The organism is Frankia sp. Mgl5 (assembly GCF_023242985.1).
GTDB lineage: Bacteria > Actinomycetota > Actinomycetes > Frankiales > Frankiaceae > Parafrankia > Parafrankia soli.
The window spans coordinates 58,572-64,042 of sequence record NZ_JALKFY010000676.1 but is presented as its reverse complement, the minus strand read 5'-3'; the positions used below and the strand labels follow the sequence as shown (position 1 = coordinate 64,042).

The window sequence follows — 5,471 nt, the reverse complement described above, 5'->3', positions numbered from 1 at the left end:
CGGTCGCGGGGTTGATCGAGTCGACCGCCCGCTCGGTCTCGACAAACTTGCCGTCGATCAGTAACCGCTTCACAGCCACTCCTCGTTGATGTCGATCATCTTTGATGACTCGCTCGTCGTCACGGTGAGAGTTCCGAGGTGCGCACCGGAACGCCGCCTGCCACGGGTTGTGCCCGCCGCTTCGCTCCCGGTTCGCATCTCGCCCTCTTTTCTCGGACGCGTGCCGGGGCGGGCCGGCGGGCCGAGCGGGCGGCCCGGTGGAGCCTGACACGTCTCGATCGCGTCCTGACCGCCACGTCGTATTTCGAGTCGTAATCCTACTTACGCCAAATTCGGAGTCAACCGTTTGACAGTGGAGTAGACCCGGCCCAGCCGGACCGGATCTCCATGGATCTCCACGAGGCCGTCCGCGGTCGCTCGGGAGGATCTCGGACATCGTCGGAGAGCGCTCGCGGGATCTTCACCGAGCGTCTGGCTTACCGCGTCCCGCAGGCACATCTCACGGGCATCCGCCGCACGTCAGCGGGCGTCCGATGGCGGGCGGCGCCGTCCGGAAATGGACTTCCATCGCTTTTCGATGTTTCCGTCCGCGGTGTCAAGAATAGCTGCGCCAGTTACCGGGTCACCTACTCGCGGTTTCCACCGCTAAGGCCCGTCGGGCCGGTGCGCCGGAAAAGCGGGAATGGCCCGTCGGCTCTCGTTCGGCCCGGCCCTCGTTCGGCTGGCGCCGGCTGGGATCTGCGCCGGCTGGTCCGGTGGCCACCGGACCAGCCGTGCCCGTGTCAGTAGGCGCGGGCCACGAGGCAGACGAGATCCTCGTCCCTGGTGTCCGCGGTCGGCAGGGCGCCGTCCGGCGTCTGCAGGCAGCGGACGGTCAGCGAGTCCTCGGCGAGCCGTGCCTCGCCGTCCTCACCCACCAGGCGCCAGGGCAGCCGGGCGAAGCCCGTGGCGGCGGCCTCGACCGCCTCGGTCAGCGAGGTGACGTCCGAGGTGCGCTCGTCGCGCAGCGCCAGGGCCTGCGCGTACAGGCTCGCCTGCACCTCGTCGAGCAGGACGGGGACGCGGCCGGCGGCCTCACCGAGCGGCACCGGGAACTTCTCGGCGGTGTCCCGGCGGGCCAGCGTGACGTTGCCGGCGGCCAGGTCGCGCGGCCCGACCTCGACCCGGACGGGGATGCCCTTGAGCTCGGCGTCGGTGACCCGGCGGCCGAACGACAGACCGGGGCGGGCGTCCAGCCTGGCCCGGACGCCGAGTGCGGTGAGCGCGTCGGTGATCTCGCGGGCCTTCGTGACCACGGCGTCGTCGTCGCGGACCGGGAGCACGATCACCTGGGTGGGCGCGAGTACGGGCGGTACCCGCAGGCCGTTGTCGTCGCCGTGAGCCATGATCAGGCCACCGATCATGCGGGTGGAGCTGCCCCAGGAGGTCGTCCACGCCAGGTGACGGCCACCGTCCGGCCCGAGGAAGTCGATGTCGAAGGCGCGGGCGAAGTTCTGGCCGAGCTCGTGGCTCGTCGCCATCTGCAGCGCCTTGCCGTCACCCATCATGCCTTCGCAGGTCATCGTGTTGATCGCGCCGGCGAAGCGCTCCTTGCGGGTCTTCACCCCGACGAACACCGGCAGCGCGAGCACCGAGGTCATGAACTCCCGGTACACCTCGAGTGCGATCCGGCGGGCATAGGCGGCGGCGTCCGCGGCGTCCGCATGGGCGGTGTGCCCCTCCTGCCACAGGAACTCGCTGGTGCGCAGGAACAGCCGCGGGCGCAGCTCCCAGCGGACGACGTTCGCCCACTGGTTCAGCAGCAGCGGCAGATCCCGGTAGCTCTGCGTCCACTTGGCCATGTACTCGCCGATCACCGTCTCGCTGGTGGGACGGACGACGACCGGTTCGGCCAGCTCCTTGCCGCCACCGTGGGTGACGACGGCCAGCTCGGGGCTGAACCCCTCGACGTGCTCGGCCTCCCGGCGCAGGTAGCTCTCCGGGATGAACAACGGGAAGTAGGCGTTCACCGCGCCCGCGGCCTTGATCCGGGCGTCGACGTCGGCCTGCATCCGTTCCCACAGCGCGTAGCCGTACGGCCGGATGACCATCGTGCCGCGTACGGGCCCGTTGTCGGCGAGCTCGGCCTTGTCGAGCACGTCCTGGTACCAACGCGGGAAGTCGGTGGAGCGGGGGGTGAGAACAGCCACGTCGTCCACGATATTGGTTCGGTACGACGGGCCGGCGGACGCGGCCCGCCCAGGTGACCGCCACGGGCCCCGCGGACGCGTACGGGCCCCGGTTCCGGCCCCGGCTCCGAGACGGCCCGCCCCCCGAGACGGCCCGCCCCCCGAGACGGGCCGCACCGGACCCGGCCCGCCCGGCCCCGGTGTGCGCGGCCGGGGCCGGGCGGGTGGGTGAGTGGGTCACCAGCGCGTCACCGGCCGATGGGAAGGGGGCACTCACCGCTCGCGGAATGCGGCGGGCCCCGGCCGGGACAGCGTGCCGGCGACACCTCTGCCGCGCCGTCCGCTGGTGAGCTGTCCGTCCGCGGCCGGACAGCGGACGGCTCGGCGGACGGCTCAGTAGTGCGCGACGGCGTCCTCGGGATCCGGGCGTGGGACCTCGCGGAAGATGAGGGAGAGGTCCACGTCACCGTGGTGGCTGACGAGGGCGGCGGCGGGCGGTACCAGGATCATGGCGCTGGTCAGGTCGGCCGCCGTCGCGCCGGGGGCGAGGACCAGCTCGTGCTCCACCAGTAACCCGTTCCGGACCGTGACGACTTCCGCCAGCGACGGCGGTGGACCTCCGGATACGGGTCTGGGTTCCGGCATGAGTTCACCGGTGTCGACGGTGTTCATCGTGCATGCTGCCTTCCTGTTGCTGGCGGTCCACCGACTTCGGTGTCGCGGGCGGGATCGGAGACAGGTGTGTTCAGCGCGCGTTGGTCCCGCCGGCGGGACCTGGTCCCGGCTGTGGGGCTGACCGGTGGAGCTGGGGGGGTTCCGTCGGACAGCCGGTGCCGGCCGGGCCTGTTCGGGCGGGCGGAGCGCGGTCGGTGGCACCCGGTGCTTGCGGTGACCGGCGACCGAACTCGACATGAACGATCGGCGACGCGATGGCGACGGCTGGCAGCGCCGTCGCCGAGCTCGCGGGAGTTCCGGGCGGTTTCCTGGCGAGCCCGGGTGAGACCGGAGGGGCGTCGTCGTCGCCGTGACGTGCATTCGGGTCGAGCCTGAACCACCTCCTGACTCTGCGGTTATGAGGCAATGCTGTCAGCTACCGCTTGTTTGCTTTATAGCAAACGGTCGGCTGGCCGGGAAGGCAAGGGACGATCTCCGGTCAGAGTTGGACGTCTGGTGACGCGGGACGAAAGTCCGGTTCGTATGCGTAATCGAAAGTCCGAAATGACGCGTTCGCAGTGTCTTGTAAGCGGTGTGCGTGACCTTGTGCCTGGGAGTGGTCTCGTTGGCGGGCCGCCACGGGGACCCACGCCGGCCCGCCGACGAGACATCACGTGAGAGACCACGCGACCAGCGGCGCGGCAGGCCCGCTCAGGGCACGGCGGCTTCGAGAACAGCCTGGACCCGCGCGAGCGCGTCCGTTACGCCGGTGGCCACCTGGACCGACGTCGGTTGATCGCGGTGCCTCGGGTCGCCCGCCGGCGGCGTCGGCGCCCAGCTTCGCAGGCTCACGACGGGGACGCCCGTCCGCAACGCCAGGGCGACCTCGGACAGCGTGCCCCAGCCGTGTCCGACGGCCACCACCGCGGCGGCGGAACGGACCACGAGCGCGTTCCGTGCCTCCCCGAGACCGGTGGGGACGACGACGTCGATCCACGGGTTGGCCGTGGCCGGATCGTTGCCTGGAAGCAGGCCCAGGGTCCGCCCGCCGGCTGCCCGGGCGCCCCGCGAGGCCGCGGCCATCACGCCGCCGAGGCCACCGGTCACGACGGTCAGCCCCAGCCTCGCCAGGCCCGCGCCCAGGCGCTCGGCGTCGGTTTCCTGCTCCGGTGTCGCCTCGCCCGGACCGATGACGGCCACCTGCCGCATGCGCTCACGACTCCGTTCCATCGCCGGCCATAATGTCTCTGCGTGTAGATCTCAACTACTGAAAGTAGCTAAATGGGTCGTGTGTGGGTTGTCGACTCGTGTCGAAACCCATGGCCGAGATGTGTTCCTGTTTGAGTGCGGTTCATGTCCGTCGATGTTCACCCTTCGTTCACTCGGCATCGCTTCGATTCTCGCCGGCACCCCGATCCGGGGGGCGGGACCAGATCCGCGCCGCGAGGCGCGAACCAGATGGACGAAGGATTGCTAGTGAACCTAGGCAAGCGTCAGATCGTCGCGGGCCTCGCCGCCGCGGCGCTGCTCTCTCTGGCCGCGTGTGGCTCGGACGACAACACCGACACCGCGGACGGTACCGCGCCCTCGACCGCCGCCAGCGCGATCGACTGCGCCAAGGGGTCGATCACCGGGTCGGGGTCCTCCGCGCAGAAGAACGCGATGGACGAGTGGGTCTCGGCCTACCAGGACGCCTGTGACGGCGCCACCATCAACTACCAGGGCACCGGCTCGTCGACGGGACGCCAGCAGTTCATCGACAAGCAGGTCACCTTCGCGGGCTCCGACTCCGCGCTGAAGGAGCAGCAGAAGACCGATGCGGACGCCCGCTGCACCGGCGGCGCGGCCGTCGACATCCCGATGGTCGTCGGGCCCATCTCGGTCATCTACAACCTTGACGGTGTCGACAAGCTGAACCTCACCGCGTCGAACGTCGCGAAGATCTTCTCCGGCGCGATCACCAAGTGGAACGACCCGGCGATCGCCGCGGACAACAGCGGCGTGAGCCTGCCGGACGCCCCCATCCAGTCGGTCCACCGCTCGGACGGCTCGGGCACGACGGACAACTTCACCAAGTTCCTCAAGGGCGCCGCGGCGTCCGACTGGACCTTCGACGGCGGCTCCGACTGGACCGCGCCGGGTGGCCAGGGTGCCAAGGGCAGTGACGGCGTGACCTCGACCGTCAAGTCCACCCCCAACGCGATCGGCTACGTCGAGCTCTCCTACGCGGAGAACGCCAGCCTGCCGACCGCGCTGATCGGCAACGCCGCCGACGAGTTCGTCGAGGTGAGCACCGACGCCGCCTCGATCGGCATCAGCACCGCCAAGATCGCCGACGGTGACGACCTCAAGCTCACCTTCGACTACACCACGGCGACCAAGGGTGCCTACCCGATCTACCTGGCCACCTACGAGATCGCCTGCACCGCCGGCACTCCCGCCGACCAGGCTCCGCTACTCAAGAGCTTCCTGACCTACATCGCGTCCGAGGCCGGCCAGTCCGCGATCGCGGACCTCGGCTACGCCCCGCTGCCGGACGAGATCGCCACGAAGGTCCGCGGCGTCATCGCCAAGATCGCCTGACGGATAAGGCTGGCCTGACGGGCTGACCAGCATGTCCTTCCGCGGCCGGGGCACCGTCGCCCCGGC

5 protein-coding genes are annotated in these 5,471 nt (G+C 70.2%); 1 reads left to right on the top strand and 4 read right to left on the bottom strand.

The window, feature by feature from the left end; genetic code table 11:
* Positions 1-69: 69 nt before the first annotated feature.
* The 4 genes from MXD62_RS39330 to MXD62_RS23275 all read right to left on the bottom strand — a co-directional run bounded on the left by MXD62_RS39330 (position 70) and on the right by MXD62_RS23275 (position 4,031).
* On the bottom strand, positions 70-198 hold the full coding sequence (locus MXD62_RS39330) for a hypothetical protein (RefSeq protein ID WP_285224150.1): 129 nt from the start codon (positions 196-198) through the stop codon (positions 70-72).
* A gap of 584 nt (positions 199-782) precedes the next feature.
* On the bottom strand, positions 783-2,189 hold the full coding sequence (gene proS, locus MXD62_RS23285; protein ID WP_248831596.1) for a proline--tRNA ligase: 1,407 nt from the start codon (positions 2,187-2,189) through the stop codon (positions 783-785).
* Between the two features lie 372 nt (positions 2,190-2,561).
* Positions 2,562-2,735, bottom strand: coding sequence for a hypothetical protein (locus MXD62_RS39325; RefSeq protein ID WP_248831595.1), 174 nt, complete (start codon positions 2,733-2,735; stop codon positions 2,562-2,564).
* Positions 2,736-3,533: 798 nt separating this feature from the next.
* Positions 3,534-4,031 (bottom strand): TIGR00725 family protein, encoded by a 498-nt coding sequence (locus MXD62_RS23275; RefSeq protein ID WP_248831594.1) that lies wholly within the window; start codon positions 4,029-4,031, stop codon positions 3,534-3,536.
* 267 nt (positions 4,032-4,298) lie between these two features.
* On the opposite strand from MXD62_RS23275, the gene pstS reads away from it, so the two are divergent.
* Positions 4,299-5,405, top strand: a complete 1,107-nt coding sequence (pstS, locus tag MXD62_RS23270; protein WP_248831593.1) for a phosphate ABC transporter substrate-binding protein PstS — start codon at positions 4,299-4,301, stop codon at positions 5,403-5,405.
* Positions 5,406-5,471: the final 66 nt, after the last annotated feature.

Bases quoted from the DNA above. Each gene is read 5' to 3' on its own strand.
- MXD62_RS23275 (WP_248831594.1), bottom strand. From the start codon at position 4,031: ATGCGGCAGGTGGCCGTCATCGGTCCGGGCGAGGCGACACCGGAGCAG.
- MXD62_RS39330 (WP_285224150.1), bottom strand. From the start codon at position 198: ATGCGAACCGGGAGCGAAGCGGCGGGCACAACCCGTGGCAGGCGGCGT.